Below are 14,581 nucleotides of genomic sequence, written 5' to 3'. Positions count from 1 at the left end.
TAAAAGAAATATTTATGAGGTGATTTTTATGAATAAACATGCAGTATATCATGTTTTAGATGTACCATATGCATATGGTAAAGATAGAGATACTCTAGTATTGAGATTAAGAGTTGCTAGAGATGATATAAAGGAATGTTCAGTTTTATATAGATGTAGGTATGATTGGGAGAATGAATATAAGAGAAAGAAGATGAAAATAGTAGCTGAAACTGAATTATTTACTTACTATGAGGTGGAATTATCTATATATAGAAATAGGTACAGATACTATTTTGAATTAATGGACAAAGCTAATAATGTACTTATATATACTGAAAGAGGCTTAGTTGATGTAGATTATGCAAATATAAATGTAGCAGCATTTCAATTTCCGTATATATCAGAAGATGATTTGTATGAAGAAGAGAAATGGCTACAAGAATCTATAGTATATCAGATTTTCCCAGATAGGTTTTTTAACGGTAATCCTGATATTAATCCGGATTGTGTTAAAGAATGGGGAAGAGGGAAGGTTGGAAGACATTCAATGTATGGAGGAGATATACGAGGAATAATTGAAAAGCTTGATTATCTTAAGGAATTAGGCGTAGATTTAATATATTTAACTCCTATATTTAAGTCAAGTACTAATCATAAATATAATACGACTGATTATTTTGAGGTAGATCCTACATTTGGAACATTAGAAGATGTAAAAGAATTAGTTAATAAATGTCATGAAAATAATATGAGGATAGTTTTTGATGCTGTTTTTAATCATTCTGGTAATGATTTTTTTGCTTTTGAGGATTTATTAGAAAAACAAGAAAAATCTAAGTATAAGGATTGGTATTTCATAGATAGTTTCCCGGTAGGAGTAGAGGAATGTAATTATTACACCTTTGCAAATGGTTGTAGTAATATGCCAAAATTAAATACTAATAATAAAGAAGTTAGAGAATATTTATTAAATGTTGCTAAGTATTGGGTAAAGGAAATTGGTATAGATGGTTGGAGACTTGATGTTTGTGATGAAGTATCTCATGATTTTTGGAGAGACTTTAGAAAAGCTGTAAAAGGTGTTAAAAGAGATGCAATAATAGTTGGAGAAATAATGCATGAAGCAAATGCTTTCTTGAAAGGTGATCAACTAGATTCAATAATGAATTATCCTTTTAAAAATGCTACTATAGATTTTTTTGGTAAGCATAGTATCTCTGCTTTAGAGTACTTAGATATATTAGCTGCTAACAGAATTCTTTATATGAATAGTATTACAAAGCAAATGTGGAATTTAGTAGGGAGTCATGATACAAAGAGAATAATAAATGAATGTGATAATAATGTGAATAAAGTTAGACTTGCTATTGCTATGCAGTTTACTTATGTAGGGGTTCCATATATATATTATGGAGATGAAGTTGGAATAACTGGTGGAGATGATCCTGATAACAGAAAATGTATGATTTGGGATGAGGAAAAGCAAAATAAAGAAATATTGAATTTATATAAGCTATTAATAAAAATAAGAAAAGAAAATAAATCTTTGGTTCATGGAAGTTTTGAAGTGATTTATTGTAAAGATGAAGTAATTGGATTTATAAGAGAATATTATGATGATAAGATTATGGTTATATTTAATAATTCAGAAGAGGAGCAGTGTATTAAATATCAGTGTAAAAAGATAGGGATTGACTTAATAACAGAGAGAAATATAGATTTTTCAGAAGATATAAAAATAGAACCATTAGATTTTATGATAATAAAGTTTTAAGAAAAAATTAAGAGTAATTCTATTAATATTGTGTAATAATTATACTATAATGTAGCTATAGTAAAAAATTTATATTTATAAAGATAAGATGGTGCTAGAATTATGAGTAGTATAAATGAAGCAATAGTTTATTTTGAAACATACGGATTATGGTTTTTATTTATAATTGTATATTTAGAGTATTTAAATTTACCAGGACTTCCAGCTGGAATAATAATGCCTGCTATAGGAGCTTTAGTGGCACAGAGCAAATATAATTTTCTATTTGTTTTAATTATATCTGTTATAGCTGGAGCAGTAGGAAGTGTATGTTTGTACTATGTAGGATACTTTATAGGAAATCCGGTATTACATTGGATATATTCAAAATTTCCTAAAACAAGAAAATCTGTAGATAAAGTTACTATGTACTGTGAAAAGTTTGGAAATAAGGGTTTATTTATTTGTAGATTACTTCCAGTAGCAAGGACTCTTGTATCATTAACTTCAGGAATTTTGAGAGATGGAATAGTGAGTTTTATTTTATATTCAGTACCAGGCATTGCAATATGGAATGCAGTTACTATAATGAGCGGATATTTAGCAAGTAAGGCTATAATTAACTTATAGTTTTTAAAAACTAAATAAAATTACAAAAGTGTGCTACTTTTATTTAGTAGCACACTTTTTGTAATTAATTGTAAAATACTTACTATTATTATACTTATATTTAAATGATGGAGGAAATGAAATATATTTTTATCTACAATAGAAAAATGAGAAGGAGAAGAATGAGTAAAATAGTAAGTATTTTTAGTGGAAGAATAATCTCACCATTTCTCCAACAAATAAAATATACTGTATATAATAGAAGTATATTTACTTTTTTGGAAAATATGATAAAATTAAATCAAGAGTAAACAATTACAGAAAGTTTTGTATACTTAATTAATATAATTAATAAAGAAGTGATTGAATGAATAAAGTTGTTAAAGGAAGCTTTGAATTAATGAAAAAACTTAATGTTGAAGCTATACTAAAAGTTATAAAGAATAATGGAAGTTTATCTAGAGCTGATATTGCTAAATTAACAGGACTTACACCAGCTAGTGTAACTAATATTACAAAGATATTAATTGAAAGTGATTATCTAATAGAAAGAGGAATAGGGGAGTCCAATGGAGGAAGACCACCAATAATTTTAGAGATTAATATTAAAGCAAGATATATAATAGGTGTAAGTATAGGTGTGGGAAGTATAGACGTTGTATTAACTGATTTAGGAGCAGAGATACTAGCTAAGAAATCAATATATATAGATGAAAACAATACAAATAAAGAATTTGTATTTACACACTTAATTAATTTAATTAATGAAGTTATAGAAATATCGGAAGTAAATAGAGATAAAGTTGTCGGCATAGGAGTAGCTATGCATGGAGTAGTAAATCCAATGTTAGGAATATCGCAATATGCTCCTTATTATAAGTGGGAAAATGTAAATATAAAATTAATTCTTGAAGAGAAATTTAAATGTCCTGTATTTGTGGATAATGATGTAAGGGCTATAGCATTAGGCGAAAGTTTATTTGGAGCTGCTAAAAGCATAGATAATTTTGTTGAAATTAACATCTCTAATGGGATAGGTGCAGGAATAATAATTGATAACAAACCTTATTATGGTGTTGATTATAGTGCAGGTGAAATTGGTCATATGGTAGTAGAACAAGATGGATCCTTATGTAAATGTGGAAACTATGGCTGCCTAGAATCTGTTGCATCAAATATAAGTGTTGAAAGAAAGGTTATTAGAAGTATAAAGCAAGGTGTTAAGAGTTCTTTAGTTGATGATGTTAAAGATATTGAAAAAATAAATATAAAAGATATATCGATAGCTGCATCAAAAGGAGATGAATTAGCAATTTCTGTTTTAAAAGAAGCAGCAAGGTATATAGGTGTTGGTATATCAGGATTGGTTAATATACTTAATCCGAAGCTTATAGTTGTGGTAGGAGATATTTTTGAGCAAGAGAAAATTATGATTGAAACTTTAAGTGAGGTAGTTAAAAAGAGAGGCTTAAAAATTCCAAGCGAAAATGTAAAGATAGTAAAATCAGATTTAGGTGAAAATGCAGCGGTAATAGGTGCAGCAACATTAGTAATACAAGAAGTTTTTAAAGGTAGAGAATTTATGTAATTAATTAATAAATTTATATAGGGGGCAGGAAAGATGGTCAACGTAGGATATGAAATAGAGAGATTATTAAAATTTGCATTAAAAAAAGAAATGATTTCAAAGTGGGATGTTATACCTTCAAGAAATGCATTATTAGATTTATTAAAGGTCGAATCACCGTATGAAGGTATAGTAGAAGAAGTAGTAGAAGATACACCTGTTAAAATATTGAAAAATATTTTAGATTATGCAGCAGAAAATAATTTAATTGAAGAAGATACTGTAACATATAGAGATCTTTTTGATTCAAGGATTATGGGGCTTTTAATGCCACGTGAAGGTGAAGTAGTAAACAAGTTTAATAAAATAGCCGATCGCAAAGGATTAGAAGAGGCGACAAATTGGTTTTATGATTTAAGTAAATCATCAAATTATATAATGACAGAAAGAATTGCTAAGAATTTATATTGGTTATCAGAAACAGAATATGGTGATTTAGAAATAACGGTTAACCTTTCAAAGCCTGAAAAAGATCCAAAGGAAATAGCTAAGGCTAAACTTGTAAAACAATCTTCATATCCGAAATGTCTTTTATGTATAGATAATGTTGGATATGCAGGAAGATTAAATCATCCAGGAAGACAAAATCATAGAGTAATTCCTTTTGAACTACAAGGTAAGGATTGGTTTTTACAATACTCACCTTATGTATATTACAATGAACATTGCATAGTATTTAAAGGTGAACATAGTCCAATGAAGTTAGGAAGGGATGCGTTAGAGAGATTAGTAGAATTTACAGATAAATTTCCTCATTATTTTATAGGATCAAATGCAGACTTACCAATAGTTGGAGGTTCAATATTGACGCATGACCATTACCAAGGTGGTAGACATGTATTCCCAATGGAAAAGGCTAAGATTGAAAAGTATTATGAAAGTGATAAGTTTAAAAATGTTGAAATTGGTACAGTGAAATGGCCAATGACTGTTATAAGATTAAAATCAGAAGATAAGAAAGCTTTAGTAGATGTTGCTATGGAGATATTTGAAGCATGGAAAGTATATTCTGATGAAGCAAATGATATATTAGCATTTACAGGAGAAACACCACACAATACTGTAACTCCAATAGCTAGAAGAAATAATGGAGCTTTTGAACTGGATATTGTTTTAAGAAATAATAGAACTTCAGAAGAACATCCAGATGGAATATTCCATCCACATAAAGAGCTACATCATATTAAAAAAGAAAATATTGGACTAATAGAAGTCATGGGACTAGCTGTTCTTCCGGGAAGATTAGAAAAAGAATTAGAAAAGATAGCTGAAATTATATCAGGAGAAGTTTCTTATGATAGAGAAGTTGCATTAGAGGATAATGATTTAAATAAGCATATTGATTGGATTGAAGAAATGCTGAACAAAAATAGTGATATGAATTTAGAAGATGCAAGAAATTTTGTAAAAGAGGAAGTAGGAATAATATTCTCTAAAGTTTTAGAAGATTCTGGAGTATTTAAGAGAAATAAAAAAGGACAAGCAGCGTTAGAAAAATTTATAACATCAGTTATATAGTTATAAGGAAACTCACTACTCATATACATTCGTAGGAGTACACTTACGATGTAAGTTCAAATGGATAAATTAAAATTTAGATTTTTACTTAACTTCAAATTGCCAAATCGGAGATTTGGATTTTCACTTATAAAAAATAGTTTATTAAGGAGAGGGTTAAAATGAATAAAAATGAGATGATGGATTTATTTAGAGAAGAGTATGGCAATAGTAATCAGGAGATTTATACTTTTCTTTCACCAGGAAGAGTTAATTTAATAGGAGAGCATATTGATTATAATGGAGGATTTGTTTTTCCAGCTGCTTTAACAGTAGGTATATATGGAGCTTTAACTTTAAGAGAAGATAACATAATAAGAATGAGATCAAAAAATGTTGAAGGTGAAGTTGTAATAAATTTAGATAAAGAATTAGTTTACGATAGACAAGATGATTGGGGAAATTATCCAAAGGGAGTTATTAAAGAACTTAAAGATAGAGGACATAAAGTAAAAGGAATGGATATTTTATTCTATAGCAATCTTCCAGATGGTGCAGGACTTTCTTCATCAGCAGCACTTGAAGTTTTAATGGCTTATATAATACTTTACTTAGAAAATCCTGAAAAGTGTGAAGAAATAGATAGAGTTGAAGTTTCAAGACTTTGTCAAAAGGTTGAAAATCAATTTATTGGAGTTAATTGCGGTATAATGGACCAATTTGCAGTTTGCTTAGGAAAAAAAGATAATGCAATTCTTTTAGATTGTAATTCACTTTACTATGAATATGCTCCATTAAAGCTTGGAAACTATAGTTTAGTAATTATGAATACTAATAAAAGAAGAGAGCTTGCGGATTCTAAATATAATGAAAGAAGAGGCGAATGTGAGAAAGCTTTAGAAATAATAAATTCAAATAAAGAAGAAAAAGTAGCAAATCTTTGTTCAGCAACAGTTGAGGATATTAACTCATTTATAAAAGATGATGTTGTAAAGAGAAGAGCTATTCACGTAGTGACTGAAAATGAAAGAGTTAAAAAGTCAATGGAAGCATTAAAGGCTGGAGATATTAAAGGTTTTGGAGAATTGATGACTCAATCTCATATATCTTTAGAGAATGATTATGAAGTTACTGGATTACACTTAGATACTCTAGTTCATGAGGCTCTTAAAATTGAAGGATGTATAGGAGCTAGAATGACAGGAGCAGGTTTTGGAGGATGTGCAATAGCTTTAGTAGATGAAGCTAAAGTAGATGAATTCAAAGAAAAAGTAACAGAAAACTATGAAAAAGTAACAGGAATAAGACCACTATTCTATACAAGTAAATTAGGTGAAGGAACTCATAGACTATAAAAATAAAGTGCGAAGCACTTTGGGCAAAAGTTTGACTTCGTCAAAGTCCAAAAGGTCACTTTGTGACGGCCAAAAGATTTACAATAACCAAGAGTAATAACTTAGAGTTAAAAAAGCTTTTGGACATTTACGAAGTAAATCCTTTGGACTGCCGTAGGAACTTTTGGACTCGACGCAGTCGACTTTTGGACTACGCACTTAGTGCACAATTTATTTAAAGTATCTCTTAACATATTATTTCTTTATTATAAAATAATATATTTTATATTGATGGTTATAATAATTTTGAAGTAGTAAGTGTTAGGAGGCTTAAAGATGCACAAAGGAAAAATTGCTTTTATAATATGTTATATTATAGCCGTCTGTACAGTAAGTGTATTTATGATAGTTGGAATAAAAATATACAAAACTGAAGATGAAATAGCTGAAATGCAAGAAAGAGAGGTTGCAGCAAGCTTTGATGAAATAGAAGAGGCTAAAAGAAAAGAATTAAATTATTTATCATTATCAGAGGATCCGAATGCAGATGATGCTAAGATTGTTGAAAATGCATTAGTTAAATGGAATTTTCAATCTACTGAAGGTAGAAAAATAGCGTATTTGACTTTTGATGATGGGCCATCTACTAAAGTGACTTCAGAGGTTTTAGATGTTCTTAAAGAACATGATGTGAAAGCTACATTTTTTATTTTAGGATCAATGCTAGAAAAAAGTGAAGATTCTAGAATGGCTTTAATAAGAATGGTTGAAGAAGGTCATGCCGTAGGTAATCATGGATATTGTCATAAATATGAAGTGTTATACCCAAATAGCTATGTTAACGTTAATGCTTTTATGAATGATATGGATAAATCTTTAGAAAGCATGAGAAGTGTTTTAGGTGAAGAGTTTAATACTAGAGTAATAAGGTTTCCGGGTGGGCATAATTCTTGGAGAACTAGTGCTATAGATAAAGTATTAGTAGAAAAGGATTACGCATTTATTGATTGGAATATAGTAAATGGAGATGCACATTCTGCGGTTTTAAGTAAAGATCAAATGATGAATAACTTAAAAAAATATGTTAAGAAGATGGATAAAAACAATGATACTATAGTAGTGCTTATGCATGATACAGATAAAAATATAAATGAAGCAGCTTTTTTAAATGAAGCCATACCTTATTTGAAAGAGTTAGGATATGAGTTTAGAACGTTAAAATAACTTAATAAAGCTAGATGATAAAAATATCAAAAATAAAGATGGAACAAGTTAAATAAATGTTTAGCTTGTTCCTTTTTGATAAAATTTAGGCTGATGAAATAATTATGGGCGTGTTAATTTATTTATAATAGATTGATGTTCTGGATATAGGCTTAATAATTCATCACGGTTAAAAAGCTCAAAGTCTTTATATTCAAAAGCTGGTGATACCATACAACCTACTAATGAAAAACCATCATTGTTCATTGCAGAACCAAATATGCATCCTTTAGGAACAAGTACTTGAGGAGATTCTCCATTTTCGATATTAAGCCCAAGTTGTTTTGTAATAAGATTACCTTCTGGTGTAATCATATATATTGTTAAAGATTCACCAGCATGATAATACCATAGTTCATCAGATTTCAGCCTATGAAAATGAGATACTTCACCAGTTCTTAATAAGAAATAAATACTACTCCAAAGTTTTTTATCAGTATTATATAAGCTTTCTGATAAAAATGATTCTTTGAAATAACCACCTTCAACATGTGGTAGCATTTCTAGCTTTTCTATGTAATATTCAGCTGTTTTCACGATTTTACCTCCAAAAGATTTATAATAAAACTATAATTATTAAATAAAGAATTTATTTAAATTTTAACATTTAATAGTATAATAGTCTTTAACAAATTTATTGTATAGGTATAAAAATATGAATGACTATATCTACCTAAAAATATTTGAGGTAGTTGTTGAAAAAAAGGAAAGTGAGTTTAGATATGAACTATGGGTATTATGAATCACCAATAGGAAAAATAAAAATTGAAGCAGAAGGAGAAAGTATCATAGGAGTATCGTTTTCAATGGAAAGTTCGGAATGGGACGAAAATGAAGCAGTTATTAAATGCAAAAATCAACTTCAAGAATACTTTGAAGGTAAAAGAAAAGAATTTGATTTAAATATAAAATTTATAAAAGGTACAGAATTTCAGATAAGTGTATGGAAAGCTTTATCTAATATATCTTATGGAGAAAAAGTAACTTATAAATCTATAGCTGAAAAGATTAATAATCCTAAAGCAGTTCGAGCAGTTGGAGGAGCTAATAATAAGAATCCCATAGCTATTATTATTCCTTGTCATAGAGTTGTTGGATCAAATGGAAAGATGGTAGGATATGCTGGAGGAATAGATAAAAAGGAATACCTTTTAAAGCTAGAGGAAAAGAATGGTTGAAATAAAGTGCGTACTAAGTGCGTAGTCCAAAAGTCGACTGCGTCGAGTCCAAAAGTGCCTATGGCAGTCCAAAGGATTTACTTCGTAAACGTCCAAAAGCTTTTTTAACTCTAAGTTATTACTCTTGGTTATTGTAAATCTTTTGGCCGTCACAAAGTGACGTTTTGGACTTTGACGAAGTCAAACTTTTGCCCAAAGTGCTTCGCACTTTATTTCTTTGATACATAAGGATTATCTTTAATATAAAATCTCCAAGGGAAATGAACTGCTTCTTCAGCATAGTCAATTCCTATTCTAGTGGTTTCTACAATGTTTGAAGGCAAAACTTCAATATTATAATCTTCTATGTAAAGAGAGTTTTCTTTAATAAGTTCTTTAGTGTTATTGCTTTTATTTATATTCATGGCTATGCATAGCTTTGATGGACCGTTGGTGAGATTTTTTATTTGAGCCTTTGTAAGCTCTTCGTAATGCTTATTGAAGCGATTAAGAGACATTTCATCTAAACCTTCTAAAGGTTCTAAACCTCTAATGAGAACTCCCTCTGCAACGTCTTTCTCACCACATATTACATTAAAGCAGAAATACATTCCATATATTGAATATACATAAACTATTCCTGGCTCGCCGTATAACGTTTCAGTTCTTTCGGTTCTTCTACCGCCATAAGCATGAGATGCTTTATCTATAGCACCTATATAAGCTTCTGTTTCTACTATTATTCCTTTAAATATTTTTCCGTTAACTTCATTTACAAGAACCTTTCCAAGTAATTTTTTAGAAAGAGTTAATGCATCTATACTATAAAAAGATTTATCTAAAATTTCCATAATTTATATAAGGCAAGATTATTACTCGTCTTATTAACCTCCTATAAGATTTTATCTATCATATTAATATTATGTATATAATTATACTTGACTATAACTACATAATAAAAGTATACTTGAAAGGTATGTCTAAAAACAAATTTCAACAAAATAATACAAAAATACAAAAGCGAATGAAATAATGGTTGACTAAAGTAATATTCGTGTAATATACTTGCAATGTAAAATTGACACGACGGAGGAAAAGACATGAAAAATGCTTTAGTATTTCAAACAGATTTTGGTTTAGCAGATGGTGCAGTTAGCGCTATGTATGGAGTTGCTCACGGAGTTGATTCTGAGTTAAGAATATTTGATTTGACTCATGATATTCCACAGTATAATATTTGGGAAGCTTCTTATAGATTAATTCAAACAGTTACATATTGGGCTAAAGGTACAGTTTTTGCATCAGTTGTTGATCCAGGTGTAGGAACTGATAGAAAGAGTATAGTAGCAAAGACTGTTACAGGACACTATATAGTTACTCCAGATAATGGAACATTAACACATGTTAAACGTATGTGTGGAATTGTTGAAGCAAGAGAAATAGATGAAAATATAAATAGATTACCAAACTCAGGAGCATCTTACACATTCCATGGAAGAGATGTTTATGCTTATACTGGTGCTAGATTAGCTGCTGGTGTAATAGACTTTGAAGGTGTAGGGCCTAAGATAAATGTTGATGAAATAGTTGAATTACCAACAGTAGCGGCTGCTAAGGACGGAGATTGTGTTACAGGAACAATAGACGTTCTAGATGTTAGATTCGGAAGTCTTTGGACAAACATTAGCAGAGAATTATTTATGGGTAGCGGAATCAATTATGGTGATAGAGTAGAAGTATCTATTAAAAATGATACAAGAGAAGTTTACAGAAACATAATGGTGTTTGCAACATCTTTTGCTGAGGTTCACGTAGGAGAAACTTTAGTTTATGTTAACTCATTAGATTGTTTAGCCGTAGCTATAAATCAAGGATCATTCTCTAAGGCATACAATATACAAACAGGTACAAATTGGAGAATATCTATAAGAAAGGCTCCAAGAATAATTTACGAATAATATTACTATAATATTTTAAAACTAGTAATAAAAATAAGAGGAGAAAAGTAGATGAAAAATAACTTAAGCATAAAAACAATAGTTGCTATAGGTATCGGATCAGCAGTTTTCATGATATTAGCACGTTTTGCAGCGATTCCAACACCAATACCAAATACTACATTTAATACAGCTTATGGATTTTTAGCTTTAATGGCAGTAATATTTGGACCAATAGCTGGTGTATCAATAGGATTTATAGGGCATACGTTAACTGATTTGACTGCATATGGTTCACCATGGTTCAGCTGGATAATTGCTACTGCAATAGTTGGATTAGTTATTGGATTTGCAGCTAAGAGATTAAATATTAATGAAGGTGAATTCGGTAAAAAACAAATTATACTATTCAATATATATCAAGTTGTAGCTAATGTAATTGCATGGTTTGTAGTAGCACCATCATTAGATATACTAATATATGCTGAGCCAGCAAATAAAGTATATGTACAAGGAGCTGTAGCTGGTTTCTTAAATATGATTACAGTAGCTGTACTAGGAAGTATATTACTTTACTCTTATGCAAAGAGCAGAGTTAAAAAGGGAAGCTTAGATAGAGAAGATGATATAGCTTAGTATAAATACTTAAAGTTTATAATACCGGGGTAATGTCTCCGGTATTTTTTAGGTAGGTTATGGAAAAACTTCGCGATATACATACGCAAAAAAATATAGTATTATTTTTAAGTATTAATAAAATAGACGAACAAAAGGTAAAGAGGGAGATTTATATGAAAAGACCTGTAATTGAGTTCAAAGATTTTTCCTTTCAATACAGAGCTCAAGCAAAGCCGACATTAAACAATATAAATTTAACTATATATGAAGGTGAGAAAGTACTTATAGTTGGTCCATCAGGATCAGGGAAAAGTACATTATCAAACTGTATAAATGGACTTGTACCTTTTTCATATGAAGGTAAGATAACTGGAAGTCTTAAAATAAATGGGCAAGAAACTAAAAATATGAGTATTGCTGAACTTTCTAATGTTGTTGGTACTGTACTTCAAGATCCAGATAGTCAATTTATAGGTTTAACAGTAGGTGAAGATATTGCATTCAAACTAGAAAATGATTGTGTTCCTCAAGATAAGATGAAGGAAACTGTTGATATAGTATCAAAAATAGTAGGAATAGAAAGCCATCTAGAGTCAGCACCTCATAGATTATCAGGAGGACAAAAGCAACGTGTTACATTAGCTGGTGTTATGGTTGACAATGTAGATATACTACTATTTGATGAGCCTTTAGCAAGCTTAGATCCAGCCACAGGAAAAACGGCTATTGAGCTTATAGAGCAAATAAAAGAAAAGACTAATAAGACAATACTTATTATAGAGCATCGTTTAGAAGATGTTCTACATTCAAATGTTGATAGAATTATAGTGGTAGATAGAGGAGTTATAAAAGCTGATATAACCCCAAATGAATTATTATCTACTAATATATTAGAAGAAACGGGAATAAGGGAGCCTCTATATATAACTGCCTTAAAATATGCAGGATGTGAAATAACTCCTGAAGTAGAACCAGAACATATAGATACTGTGAAACTTGATACTTATGAAGAAAAATTAAAAGCATGGGTAGATGATGTTAAAGAAGAAGTTGCAGTAACATGTGATGAACCTATTTTAGAACTACAAGATGTAAAGTTTGGTTATAATGAAAAGAAAGAGATTTTACATGGATTATCATTCAAAGTTAATAAGGGTGAAATGGTAAGTATAGTTGGTAAAAATGGTGCAGGAAAATCAACTATTTCAAAGCTTATATGTGGCTTCTACAAACCAACTTCAGGTAAGATATTATTTAACGGAAAAGATATTAAAAATGAAACTATAAAAGAACGTGCTGAAAAAATTGGTATAGTTATGCAAAATCCAAACCAAATGATATCTAAGACTATGATTTTTGATGAGGTAGCTCTAGGACTTAAGGTTAGAGGCGTTAGTGAGGCAGAGATTAAAACAAGAGTATATGAAACGTTAAAGGTATGTGGATTATATGAATTCCGTAATTGGCCAATATCAGCTCTTAGTTATGGGCAAAAGAAACGTGTTACTATAGCATCTATTTTAGTACTTAATCCAGAGGTTATTATTTTAGATGAGCCAACAGCAGGGCAAGACTTTAAGCATTATACAGAAATAATGGAATTCTTAAAAGAGATAAATAATAAAGGTGTAACTATAATTATGATAACTCATGATATGCACCTAATGTTAGAATATACAAATAGAGCTATTGCTTTAGCTGATGGATTAAAGATAGCAGATGATACAGCTGCAAATATTCTTACAGATAGTAAGGTAATAGAGGCTGCAAATCTTAAAGAGACATCAGTTTATGAATTAGCTGTAAAAGCTAATTTAGATAATCCAAGAGAATTTGTTAAAAGATTTATTGACTATGACAGGAGTGTTAGAGCAAAATGAGTGCTATGTTAGAATACCAAGATTTAAAATCCCCTATTCATAAGCTAACAGGAGCAACTAAGCTTATTGCATTAGTATTTTGGGCTTTAGCATCTATGGTTACTTATGATACACGTATACTAGGGGCAATGTTTATATTTAGTATTATTATGTTTAAAGTATCTAAAGTGAAATTTAAAGATATTTCTTTCGTATTATATTTTATTTTAGTATTTTTACTTATAAATAATATTGCTATATTTTTCTTCTCACCTTACGAGGGAGTTGAAATATATAAAACAAGAACGGACCTTTTCCATCTGTTTGGACCATATACAGTAACAACTCAACAATTGTTTTATCAATTTAATGTAACTTTAAAATATTTCTCTATAATACCAATGGCGCTACTATTTATGGTTACTACAAATCCAAGTGAATTTGCAGCATCATTAAATCGTATTGGAGTAAGTTACAAAATATCTTATTCTGTTGCAATAGCATTAAGATATATACCAGATATTCAAAGAGATTATCATGATATATCTTTTGCTCAACAAGCTAGAGGAATAGATATGTCTAAAAAGGCTGGATTAACTAGTCGTGTAAAAAATTCTGCAGCTATAATTATGCCGCTTATATTCTCAAGCTTAGAGAGAATAGAAAGTATAAGTTCTGCTATGGAGCTTAGAGCTTTTGGAAATAATAAAAAGCGTACTTGGTATAGTGGTAGACCTTTTGAAAAGAGAGATTATATAGCTATAGCAATTGTAGTATGTGTATTTATAGCAGCTTTAGTAGCAACTAAGTTAAATGGCGGAAGATTCTTTAACCCATTTTAGAAAGATGGGGCTGTATCAAAAAAAATTTGATATTTGCCGATAAAGAAAAGGAAGTTCGAATTTGAACTTCCTTTTTTGCGCATAGTAATAATATGAAAAACTT

General features: G+C 29.8%; 13 protein-coding genes. 11 read left to right on the top strand and 2 right to left on the bottom strand.

Annotated elements, in window-relative coordinates:
* Positions 1 to 28 precede the first annotated feature (28 nt).
* The 6 genes from ARA56_RS02440 (at position 29) to ARA56_RS02415 (ending at position 8,026) form a co-directional block, all read left to right on the top strand.
* A complete protein-coding gene (locus tag ARA56_RS02440) occupies positions 29 to 1,756 on the top strand; it encodes a glycoside hydrolase family 13 protein (protein WP_055263595.1) in 1,728 nt (575 codons plus the stop codon).
* A gap of 102 nt (positions 1,757 to 1,858) precedes the next feature.
* Positions 1,859 to 2,365 carry a DedA family protein gene (locus tag ARA56_RS02435; protein WP_055263593.1) on the top strand — a complete coding sequence of 169 codons (507 nt, stop codon included), beginning with the start codon at positions 1,859 to 1,861 and terminating at the stop codon, positions 2,363 to 2,365.
* 346 nt (positions 2,366 to 2,711) lie between these two features.
* Positions 2,712 to 3,932 carry an ROK family transcriptional regulator gene (locus ARA56_RS02430; protein WP_055263591.1) on the top strand — a complete coding sequence of 407 codons (1,221 nt, stop codon included), beginning with the start codon at positions 2,712 to 2,714 and terminating at the stop codon, positions 3,930 to 3,932.
* A gap of 33 nt (positions 3,933 to 3,965) precedes the next feature.
* Complete coding sequence (gene galT, locus ARA56_RS02425) at positions 3,966 to 5,489, top strand: UDP-glucose--hexose-1-phosphate uridylyltransferase (RefSeq protein ID WP_055263589.1); 1,524 nt, start codon at positions 3,966 to 3,968, stop codon at positions 5,487 to 5,489.
* Positions 5,490 to 5,650: 161 nt separating this feature from the next.
* Entirely contained in the window at positions 5,651 to 6,823 is a 1,173-nt protein-coding gene (locus ARA56_RS02420; RefSeq protein ID WP_084758936.1) for a galactokinase, read from the top strand.
* Between the two features lie 315 nt (positions 6,824 to 7,138).
* On the top strand, positions 7,139 to 8,026 hold the full coding sequence (locus tag ARA56_RS02415; RefSeq protein WP_055263587.1) for a polysaccharide deacetylase family protein: 888 nt from the start codon (positions 7,139 to 7,141) through the stop codon (positions 8,024 to 8,026).
* A 102-nt stretch (positions 8,027 to 8,128) separates the two neighbouring features.
* On the opposite strand, the gene ARA56_RS02410 is transcribed toward ARA56_RS02415, so the two are convergent.
* Positions 8,129 to 8,602, bottom strand: a complete 474-nt coding sequence (locus ARA56_RS02410; RefSeq protein ID WP_084758935.1) for a cupin domain-containing protein — start codon at positions 8,600 to 8,602, stop codon at positions 8,129 to 8,131.
* A gap of 185 nt (positions 8,603 to 8,787) precedes the next feature.
* On the opposite strand from ARA56_RS02410, the gene ARA56_RS02405 reads away from it, so the two are divergent.
* On the top strand, positions 8,788 to 9,243 hold the full coding sequence (locus tag ARA56_RS02405) for a methylated-DNA--[protein]-cysteine S-methyltransferase (RefSeq protein WP_055263585.1): 456 nt from the start codon (positions 8,788 to 8,790) through the stop codon (positions 9,241 to 9,243).
* A gap of 209 nt (positions 9,244 to 9,452) precedes the next feature.
* On the opposite strand, the gene ARA56_RS02400 is transcribed toward ARA56_RS02405, so the two are convergent.
* Positions 9,453 to 10,073 (bottom strand): DNA-3-methyladenine glycosylase, encoded by a 621-nt coding sequence (locus tag ARA56_RS02400; protein WP_055263583.1) that lies wholly within the window; start codon positions 10,071 to 10,073, stop codon positions 9,453 to 9,455.
* 249 nt (positions 10,074 to 10,322) lie between these two features.
* Between ARA56_RS02400 and ARA56_RS02395 the strand changes: the two genes are divergently transcribed.
* From ARA56_RS02395 to ARA56_RS02380, 4 genes are all read left to right on the top strand, one after another.
* Positions 10,323 to 11,180 carry an SAM hydrolase/SAM-dependent halogenase family protein gene (locus tag ARA56_RS02395; RefSeq protein WP_055263581.1) on the top strand — a complete coding sequence of 286 codons (858 nt, stop codon included), beginning with the start codon at positions 10,323 to 10,325 and terminating at the stop codon, positions 11,178 to 11,180.
* A 51-nt stretch (positions 11,181 to 11,231) separates the two neighbouring features.
* A complete protein-coding gene (locus ARA56_RS02390; RefSeq protein WP_055263579.1) occupies positions 11,232 to 11,795 on the top strand; it encodes an ECF-type riboflavin transporter substrate-binding protein in 564 nt (187 codons plus the stop codon).
* 155 nt (positions 11,796 to 11,950) lie between these two features.
* Positions 11,951 to 13,657, top strand: a complete 1,707-nt coding sequence (locus tag ARA56_RS02385) for an ABC transporter ATP-binding protein (protein WP_055263577.1) — start codon at positions 11,951 to 11,953, stop codon at positions 13,655 to 13,657.
* Positions 13,654 to 14,478, top strand: coding sequence for an energy-coupling factor transporter transmembrane component T family protein (locus ARA56_RS02380; RefSeq protein ID WP_055263575.1), 825 nt, complete (start codon positions 13,654 to 13,656; stop codon positions 14,476 to 14,478). Before ARA56_RS02385 ends, ARA56_RS02380 begins: the two co-directional genes overlap by 4 nt.
* Positions 14,479 to 14,581 lie beyond the last annotated feature (103 nt).

Source organism: Clostridium disporicum (assembly GCF_001405015.1).
Classification (GTDB): domain Bacteria; phylum Bacillota; class Clostridia; order Clostridiales; family Clostridiaceae; genus Clostridium; species Clostridium disporicum_B.
The sequence above is the reverse complement of the archived record's forward strand: the minus strand, read 5'-3'. Positions and strand labels throughout refer to the sequence as shown.

Bases quoted from the DNA above. Each gene is read 5' to 3' on its own strand.
- ARA56_RS02390 (WP_055263579.1), top strand. From the start codon at position 11,232: ATGAAAAATAACTTAAGCATAAAAACAATAGTTGCTATAGGTATCGGA.
- ARA56_RS02405 (WP_055263585.1), top strand. From the start codon at position 8,788: ATGAACTATGGGTATTATGAATCACCAATAGGAAAAATAAAAATTGAA.
- ARA56_RS02440 (WP_055263595.1), top strand. From the start codon at position 29: ATGAATAAACATGCAGTATATCATGTTTTAGATGTACCATATGCATAT.
- ARA56_RS02415 (WP_055263587.1), top strand. From the start codon at position 7,139: ATGCACAAAGGAAAAATTGCTTTTATAATATGTTATATTATAGCCGTC.
- ARA56_RS02400 (WP_055263583.1), bottom strand. From the start codon at position 10,073: ATGGAAATTTTAGATAAATCTTTTTATAGTATAGATGCATTAACTCTT.
- ARA56_RS02420 (WP_084758936.1), top strand. From the start codon at position 5,651: ATGAATAAAAATGAGATGATGGATTTATTTAGAGAAGAGTATGGCAAT.
- ARA56_RS02380 (WP_055263575.1), top strand. From the start codon at position 13,654: ATGAGTGCTATGTTAGAATACCAAGATTTAAAATCCCCTATTCATAAG.
- ARA56_RS02385 (WP_055263577.1), top strand. From the start codon at position 11,951: ATGAAAAGACCTGTAATTGAGTTCAAAGATTTTTCCTTTCAATACAGA.
- ARA56_RS02395 (WP_055263581.1), top strand. From the start codon at position 10,323: ATGAAAAATGCTTTAGTATTTCAAACAGATTTTGGTTTAGCAGATGGT.
- galT (WP_055263589.1), top strand. From the start codon at position 3,966: ATGGTCAACGTAGGATATGAAATAGAGAGATTATTAAAATTTGCATTA.
- ARA56_RS02430 (WP_055263591.1), top strand. From the start codon at position 2,712: ATGAATAAAGTTGTTAAAGGAAGCTTTGAATTAATGAAAAAACTTAAT.
- ARA56_RS02435 (WP_055263593.1), top strand. From the start codon at position 1,859: ATGAGTAGTATAAATGAAGCAATAGTTTATTTTGAAACATACGGATTA.